This window comes from Rhodococcus coprophilus NBRC 100603, assembly GCF_001895045.1.
GTDB classification, from domain to species: Bacteria; Actinomycetota; Actinomycetes; order Mycobacteriales; family Mycobacteriaceae; genus Rhodococcus; species Rhodococcus coprophilus.
Genome location: NZ_BDAM01000009.1, coordinates 1 through 19,083, shown reverse-complemented (window position 1 = coordinate 19,083; position 19,083 = coordinate 1). Strand labels below are relative to the sequence as shown.

Annotated in this window: 10 protein-coding genes; 7 read left to right on the top strand and 3 right to left on the bottom strand. The window is 67.8% G+C overall.

Going from position 1 to position 19,083, the window contains the following annotated elements:
• The first annotated feature begins 71 nt into the window (after positions 1-71).
• From RDCOP1_RS15350 to RDCOP1_RS15330, 5 genes are all read left to right on the top strand, one after another.
• A complete protein-coding gene (locus RDCOP1_RS15350; RefSeq protein ID WP_072702090.1) occupies positions 72-1,091 on the top strand; it encodes an ABC transporter substrate-binding protein in 1,020 nt (339 codons plus the stop codon).
• Positions 1,092-1,204: 113 nt separating this feature from the next.
• Positions 1,205-10,498: a non-ribosomal peptide synthetase gene (locus RDCOP1_RS15345; RefSeq protein WP_072702088.1), complete on the top strand. Its 9,294-nt coding sequence runs from the start codon at positions 1,205-1,207 to the stop codon at positions 10,496-10,498.
• Positions 10,499-10,512: 14 nt separating this feature from the next.
• A complete protein-coding gene (locus RDCOP1_RS15340; protein ID WP_072702086.1) occupies positions 10,513-10,734 on the top strand; it encodes a phosphopantetheine-binding protein in 222 nt (73 codons plus the stop codon).
• 10 nt (positions 10,735-10,744) lie between these two features.
• A complete protein-coding gene (entS, locus tag RDCOP1_RS15335; RefSeq protein WP_072702084.1) occupies positions 10,745-11,995 on the top strand; it encodes an enterobactin transporter EntS in 1,251 nt (416 codons plus the stop codon).
• Between the two features lie 132 nt (positions 11,996-12,127).
• On the top strand, positions 12,128-13,051 hold the full coding sequence (locus RDCOP1_RS15330) for a DUF5996 family protein (protein ID WP_072702083.1): 924 nt from the start codon (positions 12,128-12,130) through the stop codon (positions 13,049-13,051).
• A 60-nt stretch (positions 13,052-13,111) separates the two neighbouring features.
• On the opposite strand, the gene RDCOP1_RS15325 is transcribed toward RDCOP1_RS15330, so the two are convergent.
• The 3 genes from RDCOP1_RS15325 to RDCOP1_RS15315 all read right to left on the bottom strand — a co-directional run bounded on the left by RDCOP1_RS15325 (position 13,112) and on the right by RDCOP1_RS15315 (position 15,940).
• Positions 13,112-13,522, bottom strand: a complete 411-nt coding sequence (locus RDCOP1_RS15325) for a hypothetical protein (protein ID WP_231923006.1) — start codon at positions 13,520-13,522, stop codon at positions 13,112-13,114.
• Between the two features lie 75 nt (positions 13,523-13,597).
• Complete coding sequence (locus RDCOP1_RS15320; RefSeq protein WP_072702081.1) at positions 13,598-14,470, bottom strand: siderophore-interacting protein; 873 nt, start codon at positions 14,468-14,470, stop codon at positions 13,598-13,600.
• A gap of 30 nt (positions 14,471-14,500) precedes the next feature.
• The gene (locus RDCOP1_RS15315) at positions 14,501-15,940 is read right to left on the bottom strand and encodes an MDR family MFS transporter (RefSeq protein WP_072702079.1); all 1,440 of its coding nucleotides are present in this window, start codon (positions 15,938-15,940) and stop codon (positions 14,501-14,503) included.
• Between the two features lie 105 nt (positions 15,941-16,045).
• Here RDCOP1_RS15315 and RDCOP1_RS15310 point away from each other — a divergent pair, with 105 nt between their 5' ends.
• Positions 16,046-16,930, top strand: a complete 885-nt coding sequence (locus RDCOP1_RS15310) for a phosphoribosylaminoimidazolesuccinocarboxamide synthase (RefSeq protein ID WP_072702077.1) — start codon at positions 16,046-16,048, stop codon at positions 16,928-16,930.
• Between the two features lie 6 nt (positions 16,931-16,936).
• Complete coding sequence (locus RDCOP1_RS15305) at positions 16,937-19,072, top strand: S9 family peptidase (RefSeq protein WP_072702075.1); 2,136 nt, start codon at positions 16,937-16,939, stop codon at positions 19,070-19,072.
• Positions 19,073-19,083: the final 11 nt, after the last annotated feature.

The following is a 19,083-nucleotide window of genomic DNA, read 5'->3' as shown; positions in this document are numbered from 1 at the left end:
ATTGTTTCGGTTAGCCTAACCAATCGTGACCGGGGGTACATCCCGGCGTAAAGACATGTGGGAGAAACGTGATGCGGGTTCTTGAACGTAGCCGGGCGCGTAGCGTCGCGGTTCTCGGTGCGGCTGCGCTGCTCACCGCCGGACTGGTGGGCTGCTCGAGCGACAACGGCGACACCTCGGAGGGTACGGAGACCGCGGCGACACGGACGTTCGAAGCGCAGAACGGATCCATCGAGATCCCGGCAGATCCGCAGCGCATCGTCGCGTGTGGATACGCCGCCTTCCCCCTCATCCAGTCGGGCGCCAACCTGGCCGCGGTGTGCGAATGGACCCGCGAGATCGACAGCATGGACGACGAGACCCTCGCCGCATACGAGGCGCTGCCGAAGGTGGCACCCGACGGCGCAGCGAGCGAACTGAACTACGAGGCCATCACGGCCGCCGAGCCCGACCTCATCATCATGGGCGTTCCGGCCCGCGTGCAGTCCCAGGTGGACATGGCCAAGCTCGAGGCACTCGCGCCGGTCGTCTTCCTCGGCCCCACCAACCCGGGCGACTGGCGGGACCTCGGTGAGCAGTACGCCGACGCCGCCAACGTCGCCGACACTTACGGGGACTCCAAGTCGCAGTACGAAGCTCGTGCTGCGGAGATCGCCGACAAGTACGCCGGCACGCTCGGCAGCCTGAAGTTCGCGGGCCTGTGCAGCACCTGCGGCACCGAGCCGGGCGAGTTCTTCCGCGAGTACAAGTCCTCCTACACCACCAATCTCTTCGACGACCTCGGCTTCACCTTCCCCGGTGAGCCCGTCGATCCCGCGGACGTCCACGGCGAATACGTTTCTCTCGAGCAGTTGCCGCAGAACCTCGCGGACGCCGACGTGATCGTCTACGGGCTCGAAGCCGACGGCTCGGTCTCCGCCGAACTGCAGGAAGTCTTCGATTCGCCGCTGTGGCAGAACCTTCCGGCCGTCAAGGCAGGCAACCTCGTCGGAGTTCAGCACGCCAACGCCGCCACCTACGAAACCGCGCTCCTGGCTCTGGATTCCATCGACTCCGGCCTGGAAAAGCTCCCGGCGAACCAGAAGCAGTAACAGCTGTCGCGGTCGATCACCGCGGCTGCCTCGACCGAACGGCCCCCGATGTCCCCGACTCGGGGGCCGTGTTCGTCGTGCCCGAAAGCCCGTCTCCGCCCCGGAAAGCAGACATGACTCGCTCCACTGCGCTCGAAGACATCGTTCCGCTCTCGCCGTTACAGCAGGGCCTGCTGTACCTGAGTGCGATCGCCGCGCCCGACGAGCCGGGCAGTGATGCCCGCACCGCAGATCCGGACGCGTACACCGTGCAGTCGGTTCTGCGGCTGTCCGGTGCGGTGGACGAGGAGCGTATGCGCACGGCGGCACAGGCACTGCTCGACCGGCATGCTTCCCTACGCACCTGCTTCCGGCCGCGTAAGGACGGGCGCACCGCCGGACTCGTCGTGCGTGGTGTCGAAGCGCCCTGGGTCGGTGTCGATCTGACGGGACTGCCGATGCCGGAGGCGGAGCGACGGTTGCGAGACCTGATCGATGCCGACCTTCACGATTGGTTCGACCTCACACAGCCGCCACTGGTGCGATGGCACTTCGTGCGTTTCGGCGCCGAGGACGTCCGGTTGCTGCTCACCACCCACCACATCGTCGTCGACGGATGGTCCACACCGATCATGGTGCGGGAACTGCTCGAACTGTATGCCGCGGGCGAAGTCGCCGCCCGCGCCGGCGCCGTGCTCCCCGCGGTGCGGCCCTACCGCGACTACCTGGCCTGGCTGGACCGCCAGGACCACGACACCGCGCGGGAGTTGTGGCGGCAAACCCTCGCGGAACTGCCGGAGCCGAGCCTGGTGGCGCCGCCCGGTTCCACGCGCACCGCGCAGCAGTGCGACGACCTGACCGTCCCGGTGCCCGCAGGTCTCGCAGATCGGATCGCGACACTGACCCGGACGGCGGGCGTCACGTTCAACACGGTGCTGCAGACCGCGTGGGCGATGCTCATCGGCAGTCTGCTCGGACGCGACGACATCGTCTTCGGGGCAACCGTTTCGGGCCGTCCGCCGGAACTTCCCGGTGTCGAATCCATGGTGGGGCTGTTCATCAACACCGTGCCGGTCCGGGTTCGTCTCGACCCGCGCGCCACCGTCACCGACATGCTGCGCCGGGTCCAACTCGAGCAGTCGCGCACCGTGGACCACCAGTACGTCGGACTCGCCGACATCCAGCGCGACGCGGGGATCGGTGAACTGTTCGACACCCTGACCATCTTCGAGAGCTACCCCGTCGACCGCGACGCTCTCGAGCGCGCCCAGCAAGCAGGCGGCATCTCCATCGACGGAGTCGAGGCGCACGACGCCACCAACTATCCGCTCGTCCTCACCGCAGGACTCGCAGAGGATCTCGTCGTCAAGCTCGACTACCGGCCGACCCTGTTCACCGCCGCCGACGCCGCCGCCTTCGGTGCCCGGCTCGTGGCGATCCTCGAGGCTCTCGCGGCCGGCGCGAACACACCCGTCGGGCGGCTCGACCTGCTGCCCGCACACGACCGGCAGCGCGTCCTCAAATCCTGGTCGCAGGCACCCGCCGCTCCGTCGAGCGGAACAGTCGTCGATGTGCTCGCCCGCCGGTTCGGCGAGCGTCCCGACGCCCTCGCCGTCGTGGGCGACGGCGAGCGAGTGACTTTCGCCCGCTTGGGCGGAGAGTCCGCGCGCCTCGCGCGGCTGCTCATCGCGCACGGTGTGGGACCGGACGACCGCGTCGGCCTCGCCCTGCCGCGCACGCCCGTCATGGTCGAGGCGATCACGGGGGTCCTCGTCGCAGGCGGTGCGTACCTGCCGCTCGACCCGTCCTATCCGGCCGACCGGCTGAAGCACATGATCGCCGACGCCGCACCCACCCTCGTGATCAGCACCGTCGCAGTCGCGAGAGAACTCGGTGCGGTGCTCGATGGCACCGACGTGCTGTTGCTCGACGATCCCGGCGTCGAAGCCGCGCGCGCCGAACTGCCGGCGCACCCCGTCACGGACGGTGAGCGTCGTGCACCGCTGCATGGGGGACACGCCGCCTACGTCATCTACACGTCCGGATCGACCGGCGTCCCGAAGGGCGTCGTGGTCTCGCACGATAATCTCGCGGATCTCGTTGCAGCGCAGAGAGACACCCTCATGATCCCGGGGGTGCGGGAGCCACGGGACGGACAGTGGCGCGTATTGCTGACCTACCCGTTCGCGTTCGACTCCGCGGTGGCCGCGCTCACCTGGCTGTTCGAAGGGCACACCCTGTACCTGCCGTCGGACGAACACCGGGCAGACGTGGCGTACCTCGTCGACTACGTGCGCACCCACCGCATCGACTACGTAGACACGGTTCCCGTCCTCATGAGCCGGTTGCTCGACGGAGGCCTTCTCGATCCGGAGCACCACCGGCCCGCCAAGGTCACCGTCGGCGGTGAAGCTGTGGGGGGCGAACTGTGGCGCACCCTCGCCGCCTCCGGTGTCGAGGCGTTCAACTGCTACGGACCCACCGAATGCACCGTCGACTCCTCCTACGCCCGGATCTCCGGTGAGACCGTCACGATCGGCGGGCCGACGGCGGGCACCCGGCTGTACGTGCTCGACAACTGGCTTCGCCCGGCGGCTCCCGGGGTCGCAGGCGAACTGTACGTCGGCGGAACCGGCGTCACCCGCGGATACCTGGGCCGTCCCGGCCTGAGCGCCGAACGATTCGTGGCCGACCCCTACGCCGCCGGGGGACAACGCATGTACCGCACAGGTGACGTCGTGCGCTGGAACCACGACGGGCACCTCGAGTACGTGGGACGCGACGACGACCAGGTCAAGATCCGGGGCTACCGCATCGAACTCGGAGAGATCGAAGCCGCCACCGTCGCCGATCCGCACGTGCGGGCCGCCGTCGTCGTTCCCCACACCGACGAGCGCGCGGTGACCAGGCTGGTCGCCTACGTGGTGGCCGACGGCACCGTCGAGCCCGGGGACCTCCGTGCCGCTCTCGGGAAGCGACTGCCCGAGTACATGGTCCCCGCTGCCGTTGTCCTCCTCCCGGTCCTGCCGGTCACCACCAACGGCAAGATCGACAAGAAGGCTCTTCCCGCACCGGATTTCGCGGCGCTCGCCGGATCCGGTGAAGCCACCACCGAACTGGAGAAGACCCTGTGCGGCGCGTTCGCCGACGTGCTCGGGCTCGAGCGGGTAGGCGTCGAGGACGACTTCTTCGCGCTCGGCGGGGACTCCATCGTCTCGATCCAACTCGTCGCGCGACTGCGCGCCGCCGACATCCGGGTGACCGCGCGTCAGGTGTTCGAACTGCGCACCGTTGCCGCGATCGCGGCAGCGCACGACACCGCGCCCGCAGCGGAGACGGACCGGGAACGCACTTCGGCCGTCGGGGAGGTTCCGCCGACACCGATCGTCCGCGAGACGCTCACCCACATGTCCGCCCGCACGCTGCGCCGCTTCACCCAGTCCCGTCTGCTGGTCGCGCCGCAGGGTCTGGCGACCGGCGATCTCGTCGCCGCCGTGCAGGAACTGCTCACCACCCACCACATGCTGCGGTCGCAGTTCGTCATCGAAACGGAGGACGGAGACGCCTCCGCGTCGTGGGTCGTACCGTCCGAGACGCCGGACGCCGCCGAACTGGTCCGGCGCGTGGACGTGCGTGGGCTCGACGCCGATCGGTGGCAGGCCGCATTCGCCGCCGCTCGGGATTCTGCACTCGACCGGATCGATCCCGCGGCCGGCGTCATGCTGCAAGTCGTCTTCTTCGACGCCGGATCGGAGGTGCCCGGGCGTGTGCTGGTGATCGCTCACCACCTCGTGGTCGACGGGGTGTCCTGGCGCATTCTCGTCCCCGACCTCGCAGATGCTTCGGACCGTGCCCGACGCGGGGCGGGCGGTGGGCTCGACGAACCCCGAACTTCGTTCCGTGACTGGGCAACCGGACTGGTCGAGGCGGCATCTTCCGAGCGGACAGCGCAGTCCCGCACGGTGTGGGAGCGCGCCTCCGCGGACACCGGCCCCGAGACGACCGTGCTCGGCACGCGCGCGCTCGACCCCACGCGCGACACGGTGGCGACGTCGGCGTCCGTCGAGGTGCAGGTGCCCGGCGACATCACTGCCCGCATCCTCACCTCGGTCCCCGCAGCCTTCCGCACCGGCGTCACGGACGTCCTGCTCACCGCACTCGCAATGGCGGTGACATCGGTTCGCGGCGGATCGTCGGTGCGGGTACATCTGGAAGGACACGGCCGCGAAGAACAGATCGTGCCCGGCGCGGACCTCTCTCGCACGGTCGGCTGGTTCACGTCGATGTACCCCGTCGTGCTCGACCTCGGCCCGGCCTCCGGGAAAACTGTTCCGGAGAACGCTGCCCGGTGTCTCGCCCACGTCAAGGAGTCACTGCGGGCCGTGCCGGACAACGGGATCGGCTTCGGGATCCTGCGGCACCTGACCGACGACGCCTACGCCGACTACCGAGCACCCGAGGTCATGTTCAACTACCTCGGACGGATGACGCTCGGTGAGAGCGCCGCCGCGCCGTGGTCGGCGGCTCCCGAGGCCGCCGCACTCGGCGGAACCGCGGATCCGGCCACTCCGCTCGACCACGTGCTCGACGTCAACGCGATCACCGACGACGGTCCGGGCGGCCCCGTGATGTCGGCCGAATTCACCTATGCCACAGGTGTACTGGATGCGGCAACCGTCGAGCGGATTGCCGCTGCATGGGCCGACGCACTGGCCGTATTGGCCCATGTGGCCGACGAACCCGCCGCGATCGCACCGACCCCGTCCGATCTGACAGCGAGCGGTCTGACGGTCGAGGAAGCCGCAGAACTCGCCCTAACCGTCGTAGGTGGGCTCGAAGACGTCGTGCCCCTGACCCCGTTGCAGCGGGGCATGTACTTCCTGTCCCGGCTCGACGAGGACAGCGTCGACGTCTACACGATGCAGTCCGTCCTCGACCTCGACGGTGCCGTCGACATCGACCTGCTGCGGCGCAGCACTGCGGAGCTGATCGCACGACATACGGTGCTGCGAACAGGATTTCGAGTCTCGGAGGCAGGCACCCCGGTCGGTGTCGTCGCCGCAACCGTCGATACGCCCTTCCGCGTGATCGACCTCTCCGCGGAGGCCGATCCGCTCGCAAGCGCCCACGCCCTCGTCGAACAGGATCGTGTAAAGCGGTTCGTTGCCGAGACCGCGCCGCTCGTCCGCTTCTGCCTCCTGCAACTGCCCGGTGACCGGTCGCGCCTGGTCTTCACGGCGCACCATCTCGTCCTCGACGGATGGTCGACGCCGCTGCTCGTGCAGGAACTGTTCCAGATCTACGCAGCCGGAGGCGACGCGTCGGCTCTGCCGCGTCCCGTGCCGTTCACCGACTACCTGGCGTGGCTGGACCGCCAGGACGGTGCCGCCGCACTCGAGGTCTGGAGGGAGGCGTTGTCGGGGGTCGACGAACCGACTCTCGTCGCACCTGCCGGATCGTCTATGCGAGCAGAACTGCCCGATGAAGTGACGATCTCCGTGCCCGGCACGTTGTCCGAACGGATTCTTTCGGCGAGCCGCGCCCGCGGTGTCACGGTCAACACCGTGGTGCAGACGGCGTGGGGACTGCTGCTGGCTTCGCTCACCGGGCGGGCGGACGTGGTGTTCGGTGCGATCGTCTCCGGGCGGGTCCCGGAGGTCCCAGGGGTCGAGTCCATGATCGGGTTGTTCATCAACACCGTGCCGGTACGGGTGCGGACCAGCGCAGACGAATCGGTCGCAGAGTTGCTCTCGCGCACCCAATCCGAGCAGAACCGCCTGATGGACCACCAGTACGTCGGTCTCGCCGACGTGCAGCGCGCAGTGGGAGTGGGCGAACTGTTCGACACGCTGCTGGTGTTCGAGAACTACCCGGTGGACCGGGACGCCCTCGATCGCGCCCAGCGCGACAGCGGAGTCCGGGTGTCCGCGATGAACGGCACGGACGCCACGAACTTCCCGCTCGTACTCGTCGCGGGACTGCAGGACACCCTGCGCCTGGTGCTCGAATACCAGCCCGCGGTCTTCGATGAACGCGACGCCGCGGCCGTGGGGGAGCGACTGGTCCGGATCCTCGACCAGCTCGTCGCAGACCGCCCGGCGCCCGTCGCGCGCCTCGATCTGCTGACCCCCACGGAACGCCGGGACATGCTCGCCCGCTCGGAAACCGCCCACGCACCCCGGTCGGGAGCCGTGACCGTCGCAGACCTGCTAGCCGCGCAGATCGCCCGCACCCCCGACACAGCAGCCGTCGTCTCGGGTGCGGTGACGTTGTCGTTCGCCGAACTCGGGCATCGCGCCGCACGTCTGGCGCGCTTGCTGATCGGTATGGGGGTGGGACCCGAGACGGTCGTGGGACTGGCATTGCCCCGCTCCGAGCACATGATCGTGGCCATCGCCGCCGCCATCGGCTCGGGCGGCGTCTACGTGCCCATGGACCCGTCCTACCCCGCAGATCGACTGGTACACATGATCGCCGACTCCCGACCACGCGTGATCGTGACGGTCTCGGTGGTCGCCGAGCAGATCGCGGCGGTGGCCGGAACCACCCCGGTGGTGGTTCTCGACGACCCCGCGACCCGAAGTGCGCTCGCCTCGCTGCCCGGCACCGCGGTCACCGACGCGGATCGTCTCGCGGCGCTGCGACCGGACAACGGGGTGTATGTCATCTACACCTCGGGGTCCACCGGACTGCCGAAGGGCGTCGCCGTCACGCACGCCAATCTGCTCAACCTGTTCGACAGCCACCGCGCCGATCTCTACGTGCCTACGGTCGCCGCATCACAGCGCGAGGTCGTCGGTGTCGGCCACGCCTGGTCGTTCGGCTTCGACGCATCGTGGCAACCGACGCTCTGGATGTTCGACGGTCACACCGTCCACGTGTTCGACGAGGACACGATGCGTGACCCGGAACGGATGGTCGAGTACACGATCGAGCACGGACTCGATTTCCTCGAGGTCACTCCGTCGTTTCTGGACCGGATGCTCGCCGCGGGGCTCTACGACCATCCACACCGGCCCGCCACGGTCGGATTCGGAGGTGAGGCCGTCGACCCGGCATCGTGGCGCCGGCTCCGGGAACTCACCGACGGTCGCGCGTTCAATCTGTACGGGCCGACCGAATGCACGGTCGACTCGCTCGTCGGCAAGGTCACCGACGCCGATACCCCGTGTCTCGGCAGCGCCGTGCACGGGGGCGGCGCGTACGTCCTCGACGCGATGCTCAGGCCCGTCCCGCCCGGCGTCGCCGGTGAGCTCTACATCTCGGGCGACGGTGTCGCACGCGGCTACCTCGGCCGGCCCGATCTGACCTGCACGCGGTTCCTCCCGAACCCTTTCGGCAGCAGTGGATCCCGCATGTATCGCACTGGCGACGTCGTCAAGAGGGTGACCGGCGCGGACGGGAACACTGTTCTCGAATTCCTCGGACGCGGCGACGACCAGGTCAAGATCCGGGGCTTCCGCGTCGAACTCGGTGAGGTCGAGGCCGCCCTGACCGCAGTGCACGGGGTCCGCGGCGCGGTGGCCGTGGCGCACACCGACAACCGCGGTGTCGTCCGCATCGTCGGCTACGTGACACCCGACGGTGACGTCGACCCGGTGGTCGTCCGCGCCGTGATCGCCGAGAGGCTGCCCGATTACATGGTCCCCGCGGTCGTGATGGTCGTCGACCGATTCCCGTCGACCGTGAACGGCAAGGTCGATCGGAAGGCGTTGCCCGAACCCGATTTCGCGGCACTCGTCGGGTCGCGCGAACCGAGCACCCCCGCCGAAGCTGCGCTCGCGTCCGTGGTCGCCGACGTTCTGGGTCTGGAAAGGGTGGGCGCCGACGACGACTTCTTCTCCCTCGGCGGAGATTCCATCGTGTCCATGCAACTCGTCTCCAAGGCGCGTGCGGCCGGGGTGCGCATCACCACTCGCCAGGTGTTCGAAATCCGCACCGTGGCGGGCCTCGCGGCGGCCGCCGACACCTCCGGGTCGGCGCACGAGCGAATTCTCGGCGCCGGTGAGGCGACCGGCGACGTGCCGCTCGTCCCGATCGTCTGGGAGGCTCTGGGCTGGGGAGGCGATCTCGACCGCTTCTCCCAGGCCCGGTTGCTCGTCGCACCGGTCGGTGCGACGCTGCCCACGCTGCAGACGGCGGTGCGTGCGCTGCTCGGCGCGCATCCGATGCTGCGATCCCGCTTCGCCACCGGCGCTACTTCCGGAGCGGCCTGGACGGTCCCGGAGGAAGATTCGCCCGAGATCCCGGACATCGACGATCTCGTCCGGCGAGTCGACGCGACCCATGTCGGGGACGCGGGCGTCGACGACCCACGGTGGCAGGAACTGTTCGCTGCCGAACGGGAACGGGTCTACTCCGCGCTCGATCCGGCCGCCGGGATCATGCTCCAGGTCGTCTGGTTCGATTTCGGGCCACGACGACCGGGCCGCGTCCTCGTCGTCGTGCACCACCTCGTCGTCGACGGCGTGTCGTGGCGGATTCTCGTGCCGGACCTCGCGGACGCGGTCGAACAGGCAGGCCGCGGCGGAAGCATCGTCCTCAGTGCCTCCGGGACCCCGTTCCGCGCCTGGGCCGCAGGCCTTGCCGAGGCGGCACGATCGGAGCGGATCGTCGCCTCGTGGTCGGCATGGGAACCTGCGCTGACGGCGTCCGAACCTCCGCTCGGCGAACGGGTGCTCGACCCGGCCGTCGACACCGTGTCGGCCCTGCGGTCGACTCACGTGCGCATACCGGTCGCGGTGACCGAGCGGGTTCTCGCCGGTGACTCGATCAACGACACCCTGATCGGCGCACTCGCACTGGCCGTGGCGTCGGTGCGCGGCGGCGACACCGTGCGGGTGGAACTCGAAGGGCACGGCCGGGAGGAAGAGGTGTTGCCGGGTGCCGACCTCTCGCGCACCGTCGGATGGTTCACGTCGATGTTCCCGGTCGCGCTCGATCTCACCGGTATCGACATCGACGAAGCGCTCGACGGCGGAGCGGCGTCGGCCGAGGCCCTCCTCCGCGTCCGCCGGTCGCTGCGTGCCCTGCCTGACAACGGGATAGGGTTCGGTCTGCTGCGACGCCTCAACCCGGACTTCGCGGATCGGTTCACCGGATATCGACGCCCCGAAGTGGTGTTCAACTACCTCGGCCGGATGACGCTCGGCGAGGAGACCGGAGCACCGTGGGCGGGTGCGCCCGAAGCGCCGGCACTCGGCGGATCCGTGGATCCGTCGACTCCGCTCGACCACGTGCTGCAGGTCGATGCGATCACCGAGGACACCCAGGACGGCCCCGTCCTGGACTGCGAATTCGCCGCAGCCGCCGGGGTTGTCGATGCAGATCTGCTCGAGACGCTGGCACGGCGCTGGGCGCAGGCATTGGCGGCACTCACCGGCTACCGATCGCCGGCCGGCGCGGACAACTCTCGTACAAGTCAGTAGAAGGAGACAGGAACATGCTCGATCGCACGACGATCCTCGCCGATACCGCCCGCATCCTCGAAGTGGAACCGGACGAGCTCGACCCGACGGTGAACCTGGTGGACCAGGGACTCGACTCGGTGCGTCTGATGGCGCTGGTCGAACAGTGGCGCAGCGCCGGTGCCGACATCGATTTCGTGTCGCTCGCATCGGAACCCGATCTCGAGCAGTGGTGCGCGCTGCTCGGCGGACAGTGAGCCGATCGCTGTGGCGCTCCTCGACAAGCTGATCATCGACATCGATCCGATCCGGACGAGCCGCGAATTCCGGTATCTGTTCACGGCCCGGGTGGTGTCGCTGCTCGGGCTCGGATTGCTCATCGTCGCCGTTCCGGTGCAGGTCTACCAGCTCACCGGTTCGACGGCCCAGGTCGCCGCTGTGACCGCGGTGCTCGGCATCACCACCTTCGCCGCGACTTTCGTCGGCGGTGTCCTCGCCGACAGGTTCGATCGCCGCAACGTGATCGCCATCGCGCGCGGAACCGCGGCGGTGGCCTTCGCCCTGCTCGCAGTCAACGCCTACCTGCCCGAACCGCAGATGTGGGCGATCTACGTCATCTCGGTGATCGACGGGGTCGCGGGAGGGATCTCGGCGACCGCCCTGATGGCCGTCACTCCCAGTCTGGTGCCGCGCGACAAGCTCGCCGCCGCAGGGGCACTGATGGCACTGACGGCCGATCTCGGTTCGATGATCGGGCCGGCACTGGGCGGTGTGGTCATCGCGGCCGGCGGTGTGGGGCTCGCATATGCGTTCGCAGCTTTCACCACGGTCGTGACCACCTTCTGCATCACCAGGCTGCCGTCGCTGCCGCCCTCGAAGACGGCCGACGAATCGCCGCTGAGATCGATTGTCACGGGCTTCGCGTACGCGTTCCACAATCGTGTGATCGGCCAGGTTCTCGTCGCGGGTTTCGCCGCGATGCTGCTCACCGGGTGGGCGGTACTGCTCCCGGCCTTCGCCGACGAAGTGCTCGGCGCGGGGCCGTCCGTGATCGGGTTGCTCTATGCCGCACCCGCGGTCGGCGCTGTCCTCGGTTCGCTCACCAGCGGATGGACGGGTTCCGTCCGGCGGTCCGGGCTGGCCGTCTTCGTTCTCATGGCGGTGTCGTCCGCCGGTCTTGCGGGAGCCGGAGCGACAAGCATGACCGCGATCGTCCTGCTGGGACTGGCGGCGTACGGGTTCGGTGATTCCCTCGCCGACGTCGTCCGGTACGCGACGGTGCAGCGCAACACCGCCGACGAGTATCGCGGCCGGATCGCCGGGGTCTGGTCGGCTCAGGTGACGGCGGGTACCTCCCTCGGTGCCCTCGCCGCCGGCGTGATCGCGTCGGTGGCACCGATCTCGGTGGCGTTGTGGGTGTACGGCGCCGCGGGTGTCGTGCTCGTGCTGGTGCTGTACCTGTCCATGCCGACGCTGCGTCGTTTCGTCGACTCCGACGAGCTCGAACAGGTCGCCTGAGCGCGGGTCCGAGGCCACGGTCCCGGCAACAGGAGAAGGCGGCAACCTCTCGCGCCCGGCGACGAATCCTCGCGACGGACCCCGAGCGGCAGCGCAGCCGGGTAGCGTCGAAACGCAAACCCGGGAGGTAGCGTGAGCGAACCGAGAGAGATTCCCGGCGAGGAATGGCCGAGCCTGCGTGCCGCCGACTGGGCTGCGACTCGCGACACCTTGCACATGTGGCTGCAGATCGTGGGCAAGATCCGGCTGGTCCTGTCACCGGCGATCAATCACTGGTGGCACACGACGTTGTACGTCACGGCCCGCGGATTGGGGACGTCGTCGATTCCGTACCGTGGCAGCGTATTCGACGTCGAGTTCGATTTCTGCGAGCACAATCTGAACATCCGGTCGAGCGAGGGTGGCATGAGTGTCGTCCCACTCGCGGCGCAGTCTGTGGCGGATTTCTATTCACGCACCCTCGGCGCCTTGAACGAACTGGGCATCGAGACTCGGATCCACGCAACTCCCAACGAGGTGGATCCCGCGATTCCGTTCGCGCAGGACGATATGCACAGCACTTATGACGCCGATGCGGCACACCTCTTCTGGCGGCAGTTGATCTGCGCCGACCGTGTGATGCAGGAGTTCCGCGCGGATTTCCTGGGCAAGGTCAGCCCCGTTCATTTCTTCTGGGGAGCAATGGATCTGGCTTGCACCCGGTTCTCGGGGCGGGACGCCCCACCGCATCCGGGCGGGATCCCCAACTGTCCCGACCGGGTGATGACCGAGGCCTACTCGCACGAGTTGAGCAGCTGCGGGTTCTGGCCGGGCGGCGGGGAAGAGGGTGCCTTCTACTCGTATGCGTACCCGCCGCCGGACGGCTATGCGGATCATCCGGTGCGTCCGGATTCTGCGTACTACTCCGCCGAACTCGGAGAGTTCGTGTTGCCGTACGAGGCGGTGCGCGCCGCGGCCGACCCCGACGCGGAGCTACTGGGATTCCTGCGCAGCACCTATGCCGCCGCCGCCGACCTCGGACACTGGGATCGCGTCCACCTCGAGCGGCCGCAGTAACGAACCCCGGCGCGGGCCGGGCCGTGCAATCCCTGCTGCGCGACAGCGGGGACCGTTCGGTTATCGGTAATGTGCGTTCCGGACGTTGTGCGCCCACAATTCGATCGCTGCGTAACCGTCGCCCACTCCTTGGGTGTACGCCACCAGCGCACCGTAGAGGCGGCTGCCTTCGGCGGCGAGTTCGATGGTGCCCACCCAATCGGCCGCCCGCGCCATGACGTGCGCGGAGATGTCCGTGATGTCGCGCGTCGCTCCGGATACGGCGGTGAACGACTCGTCTGCGATCTGGAAGGTCTCGACCACGCCGCGCCAGTAGTACTCGGCGTCCATTGCGGCCCGTAGTGATTGGTAGTCGGTCGTGTCCTGCATTGCCCTGGCATTCCGAAACTGATTTGCGGCATGCTCGGACGATCCCAGCGGGACGTATGTCATGTCGTCGACGGTTTCGTTGCCTGCACGTCTGGTCCTCACCGCAGAGATGGTGCCCGATCGCGCGGCAGAACGAAACATCCGGTCTGTAACGATCCGCGCGACCGGGGTGGGTCCTCAGTGAGCGTGCTGGTGATCGTGGTCGTGATCGTGGGGGAGGACCTCGTCGTGTTCGTCCTCGACCCGGTCGTGGTCGGCGGTCTTGCCGTAGCCGGTCTCGGTCATCCCGCGTCGCCAGTATCCGATGACGAGTGTGGCCTTGCGGTCGAATCCTGCATCGTTGCGCAGCCACTTGCGCATCGCCAGCACGGTCTTCGACTCCGCCGACACCCATGCGAACTTCGTGACGTCGCCGCTGGGCATCTCGACCGCGGTCGCGGCGTCGAACAGTTGATCGGTGGTGCCCGCGGGTGCGCCGTTGCGATGGATCCAGCGGATCTCGACTCCGTCGGGATGACGCAGGTCCTGCTGCTCGTGTTCGTCGGCCACCTCGATCAGGACGACACCGGTGGCGTCCTCGCGCATGTGCTCGAGCATGCGCCCGATGGCGGGCAGGGCCGTCTCGTCACCGACGACGAGATACCAGTCGGCCTCACCGGCGGTCACGCCCCCCGCGCCGGCCGCAGCGATCACGTCCCCCGGGCGGGCGTGTTCGGCCCAGCCGCTCGCGAGGCCCTCGTCACCGTGCTTGACGAAATCGATGTCCATCTCGGCGGCATCGGCGTCGAGGCGGCGGACCGTGTACGTCCGGACCTGCTGTTTGACGGTGGGGTCCGGCCACGCGAGCCGCCCCCATCCGTTACGGGCCGGCACCTCGAGTCGACCGTTCGCGCGGGGAAACACCAACTTGATGTTCGGCACCCGGCCCGGGACGGAGGCATATTCGGCTACGCCGGGGCCGGCGAACGTGATCCGGCGCATGTGAGGGGTGATGTCCTCGACCCTCGCCACTTCGATGAGGACGGGGAGCATCCCGTATTCGTTGGTCATAGCGGACACCTTAGGGCACCCTGACCACATTCAGGCAGAGTCGGATTCCGATTGCCGACGGTTCGGAATGAGTGCCACACAAACGGTGAGGATCACCGCGCAGACGAGCACCGCGGTGAACACTGGCGCGACGGACACCGCGAGCTGCGTAGCGTCCGGCACGGATCGGCCGGGGGTGACATCCGAACGGGACAGCGCCGTATTCGCGAGCGCACCGAACACGGCGACACCCACAGCGCTTCCCAACGCGCGCGCGAATGCGTTGGCACCGGTGACCACACCCCGCTCGGACCACTCGACACTCGATTGTGCGGCGATGAGTGCAGGGCTCGCGATCAGTCCCATCCCGAGTCCGATGAGCACGCAAGACCCTGCGACGTGCCACGGCGACGATCCGACCTCGACCCGGGTGAGCAGGACCGCGCCGGCGAGCAGCGGTATCGCACCGACCAGGCCGGTCAGCCGGAACCCGATCCGCAGGTACAACCGGCCGGACTGCGATGCGGCGATGGGCCAGCCGATGGTCATCGTGGCGAGCGCGAATCCGGCGACCACCGCGGAGGTGCCGAGAGCGCCTTGCACGAACGAGGGGACGTACGACGTCAACCCGAGTACCACCGCGCCGACGAGGGCCGAGACAGCGCTCGTGGTGATCAGGACCCGGCGGGTCAGCACCCACATCGGCAGGATCGGTTCGGCGGCGCGGGACTCGATCCATCCGAAGACCGCCAGCAGCGCGATCCCGCCGGCGAAGATGCCGATGCTCAGGGCCGAGGACCACGCCCACGACTGGCCACCTTCGAGCAGACCGAGGATCACCAGCGCGGCACCCGCCGCGAGTGTCACTGCGCCCGCCCAATCCACGCGTCGCGCGCTGCCGGAGGGGCGGTCCTCGTGGAAGTTGCGGACGATCACCCATGCGGCGACCGCGCACAGCGGCACGTTGATCCAGAAGATCCACCGCCACGACCAGAAGTCCGCGAAGACGCCGCCGAGGGCCGGTCCCACGACCGCAGACATCCCCCACACGCTGGCGAGATATCCCTGTGCTTTGGCGCGCTCGGCCACGGTGTAGATGTCACCTGCGATGGTCTGCGCCATGGGCAGCACAGCACCCGCACCGAGACCCTGGACTGCGCGGAACGCGATGAGGGCGGGCATGCTCCACGCCAGCGCGCACAACACCGATCCCAGCGCGAAGACCCCGATGCCGAACAGCAGCACCGGGGTGCGGCCGAAGGTGTCCGACAACTTGCCGTACACCGGGACCAGCACCGCCTGCGTAAGCAGGTAGCCGGAGAACAACCACGGGAACTGCGTGAATCCGCCCAGGTCGGCCACGATCGTCGGCACGGCTGTCGCGAGGATCGTGCTCTCGAGCGCCACCAGCGACGTCGCCAGCATCAATGCGACGAGGATCGGTCCGCGTTCGGACCGGAACCCGACATCGACCCGGGACGGTGTGGTCATGGTGCCCCCTCTTCGCTCAGAGCGTCGGCTCCGGGTCCATTGTCGACGATGGGATATCCGCCACGGGGTTCGGTCCCCGTCCGCATCGCGCACTAGGGTGACAGCGTGCGTCCTTTACTCGAGTCCTATCCCCACCTCGCCGGCGGCAAGGTCCGTGATCTGTACGTCGTCGACGACGAGCACCTCCTTCTCGTCGCCAGCGACCGGATCTCGGCCTACGACCATGTGCTCGACACCCCGATCCCCGACAAGGGCCGGGTCCTCACCGCGATGAGCGTGTTCTTCTTCGATCTGCTCGACGCGAACAACCATCTCGCGGGTGAGCCCGACGACGAACGTATCCCCGAAGAGGTCCTCGGCCGGGCGCTCGTCGTGAAGCGCCTCGACATGGTGCCGGTCGAATGCGTCGCCCGGGGCTTTCTCACCGGATCCGGTCTCCTCGACTACCAGACGAACGGTTCGGTCTGCGGTGTGGCGCTGCCCGAGGGTCTCGTCGAGGCCAGCCCGCTGCCCGAGCCGATCTTCACCCCCGCCACCAAGGCAGCGCTCGGTGACCACGACGAGAACATCACGTTCGATCAGGTCGTGGAGAAGCTCGGCGTCGATCTCGCGATGAAATTGCGTCAGGACACCCTCGACATCTACGGCCGCGCCGCGATCTACACGTCCGAACGCGGCATCCTGCTCGCCGACACGAAGTTCGAGTTCGGCCTGGACAAGGCCGGCAACCTGGTGCTTGCCGACGAGGTGCTCACTCCGGACTCGTCGCGCTACTGGGATGCCGCCGAGTACGAAGAGGGCAAGGTACAGCCGAGCTTCGACAAGCAGATCGTGCGCAATTGGCTCACCAGCGAGGAGTCCGGCTGGGACCGCGCGTCCGACACCGCGCCGCCGCCGCTTCCGCAGTACATCGTCGACAAGACGCGTGCCCGGTATATCGAAGCCTACGAACGCATTTCCGGGCTCTCCTTCGACGATTGGATCGGCTGAACGCAGATGACCTCCTCGAATCCGATCCCGCCGGTTGCCAAGAAGGTTCCCTTCGAACGTGTCCATCACGGCCATACGTTCGTCGACGACTACGAGTGGCTGCGCGACAAGGAATCACCCGATGTCGTCGCGTACCTCGAAGCGGAGAACGCCTGGACGGACGCACAGACCGCGCACCTCGCGCCGTTGCGCGAGTCGATTTTCGAGGAGATCAAGTCCCGCACCCAGGAAACCGACATGTCGGTTCCTGCCCGCATGGGCGACTGGTGGTACTACGCGCGGACGGTCGAAGGTAAGCAGTACGGCATCCAGTGCCGCGCTCCGATCACGGACGCGGACGATTGGACGCCGCCCGAGGTGACTCCCGGAGTCGACCTGCCCGGAGAGCAGGTGTTGCTCGACGGGAACGTGGAAGCCGAAGGGCACGAGTTCTTTTCGATCGGGGCGTTCTCGATCAGTCAGGACGGCACGCTGCTGGCGTATTCGACGGACGTCGTCGGCGACGAGCGGTACACGTTGCGGTTCAAGAATCTCGAGACCGGTGAGTTGCTCGCCGACGAAATCACCGGCACGGCACCGGGGGCCACGTGGGCGCTCGACCACAGCCACGTCTTCTATCAAACAGTGGACGAGTCGTGGCGTCCCGACACCGTATGGCGTCACAAGCTCGGCACCCCGCGCGACGAGGACGTGAAGGTTTTCCACGAGCCCGACGAGCGGTACTGGGTGTCGATCGGGTCGACCCGCAGCGAGAAGTACCTGATGATATGGGTGGGGTCGAAGATCACCACCGAGGGCTGGATTCTCGAATCCGATAATCCCACAGGCGAATTCAGAGTTCTCCTCCCGCGTCGTGAGGGTGTCGAATACGGCGCGGAGCACGCGGTGATCGGCGGCCGGGACCGGCTGTTGATCATGCACAACGATGTCGACCCTGCGACCGGGGAGAAGGCCGAGAACTTCGTCCTCGCGGAAGCTCCGGTCGACGACCCGTCGTCGATGCGCACGCTCGTAGAGCATCGTCACGACGTGCGTCTCGAGGATGTCGAGGCGTTCGAGGGGCACCTGGTGCTCGGTTACCGCCGCGAGGCGCTCACCCGCGTCGCGGTGTGGCCCCTCACCGAGGACGGATACGGCGAACTCACCGAACTCGAGTTCGACGAGGAACTGTTCGCGGTCGGCCCGGGTGGCAATCCCGAATGGAAGCAGCCCGTGCTGCGGCTCGGCTTCACGTCGTTCATCACCCCCACCCGGGTGTACGACTACGTCGTGTCCACCGGCGAACTGCTGCTCCGGAAGGAGCAGCCGGTGCTCGGAGACTTCGATCCCGCACGCTACGAGCAGCGCCGCGAGTGGGCCACGGCAGAGGACGGCACCAGAATTCCGTTGTCCGTCGTGCAGCGCAAGGACCTGACGGACGGGCCTGCGCCGACCCTGCTCTACGGCTACGGGTCGTACGAAGCCAGCATCGATCCCGGATTCTCGGTCGCCCGATTGTCGTTGCTCGACCGCGGCATGGTGTTCGTGGTCGCGCACGTGCGCGGTGGCGGCGAAATGGGCCGGCACTGGTACGAGAACGGCAAGACCCTCACGAAGAAGAACACCTTCACCGATTTCGTGGCGTGCGCGCGGCACCTCGTCGACGAGGGTGTGACCAGCCCCGATCGGCTCGTCGCGGACGGTGGTAGCGCGGGTGGCCTGCTCATGGGGGCGGTCGCCAACATCGCTCCCGAGTTGTTCGCGGGCATTCTCGCGAACGTGCCGTTCGTCGATCCGCTGACCTCCATCCTCGATCCGTCGTTGCCGCTGACCGTGATCGAGTGGGACGAGTGGGGCAACCCACTCGACGATCCCGCGGTGTACGAGTACATGCGTTCGTACAGCCCGTACGAGAACGTCGAGGCCAAGGATTACCCGGCGATCCTCGCGATCACCAGCATCAACGACACGCGCGTGCTGTACGTCGAACCCGCCAAGTGGGTCGCCAAGCTGCGGGCGACCAAGACGGGCGACTCGCAACTACTGCTGAAGACGGAGATGAGTGCCGGGCACGGCGGTGTGTCGGGCCGGTACGAGAAATGGCGCGAGGTGGCCTTCGAGTTCGCATGGGTGCTCGAAACGTCGGGTGCCTACCGGGCGTGATCCCGCAAAGG

Coding starts and splice junctions, on each gene's coding strand:
- RDCOP1_RS15350 (WP_072702090.1), top strand. CDS start 72: ATGCGGGTTCTTGAACGTAGCCGGGCGCGTAGCGTCGCGGTTCTCGGT.
- RDCOP1_RS15345 (WP_072702088.1), top strand. CDS start 1,205: ATGACTCGCTCCACTGCGCTCGAAGACATCGTTCCGCTCTCGCCGTTA.
- RDCOP1_RS15340 (WP_072702086.1), top strand. CDS start 10,513: ATGCTCGATCGCACGACGATCCTCGCCGATACCGCCCGCATCCTCGAA.
- RDCOP1_RS15320 (WP_072702081.1), bottom strand. CDS start 14,470: ATGACCAACGAATACGGGATGCTCCCCGTCCTCATCGAAGTGGCGAGG.
- RDCOP1_RS15315 (WP_072702079.1), bottom strand. CDS start 15,940: ATGACCACACCGTCCCGGGTCGATGTCGGGTTCCGGTCCGAACGCGGA.
- RDCOP1_RS15305 (WP_072702075.1), top strand. CDS start 16,937: ATGACCTCCTCGAATCCGATCCCGCCGGTTGCCAAGAAGGTTCCCTTC.